1 protein-coding gene is annotated in these 237 nt (G+C 57.8%); it reads left to right on the top strand.

The window, feature by feature from the left end:
- On the top strand, positions 1–237 hold a 237-nt coding region (locus SB772_RS45430; RefSeq protein WP_410839208.1), incomplete at both ends, for a type II 3-dehydroquinate dehydratase.

The raw sequence follows: 237 nt of genomic DNA, 5'->3' as shown, positions 1-237 counted from the left end.
CAAGTGGAATCGTTCCAGACGAATAGTGAAGGGGCAATGTGCGAGCGCATTCACCGCGCCTTTGAGGAGCGCTGTGACGCCGTGCTGATCAACGCCGGGGCGTGGACACACTACAGTTACGGGATACGCGATGCTCTGGCTATTCTCACCTGCCCCGTCGTGGAATTGCATATGTCCAACATTCACGCCCGGGAACCGTTCCGACATCACTCGGTATTCGCCGAGATCGTCGATGGG

Origin of the sequence: Paraburkholderia sp. SIMBA_030 (assembly GCF_046535245.1) — a bacterium.
Taxonomy (GTDB): domain Bacteria; phylum Pseudomonadota; class Gammaproteobacteria; order Burkholderiales; family Burkholderiaceae; genus Paraburkholderia.
The sequence above is the reverse complement of the archived record's forward strand: the minus strand, read 5'-3'. Positions and strand labels throughout refer to the sequence as shown.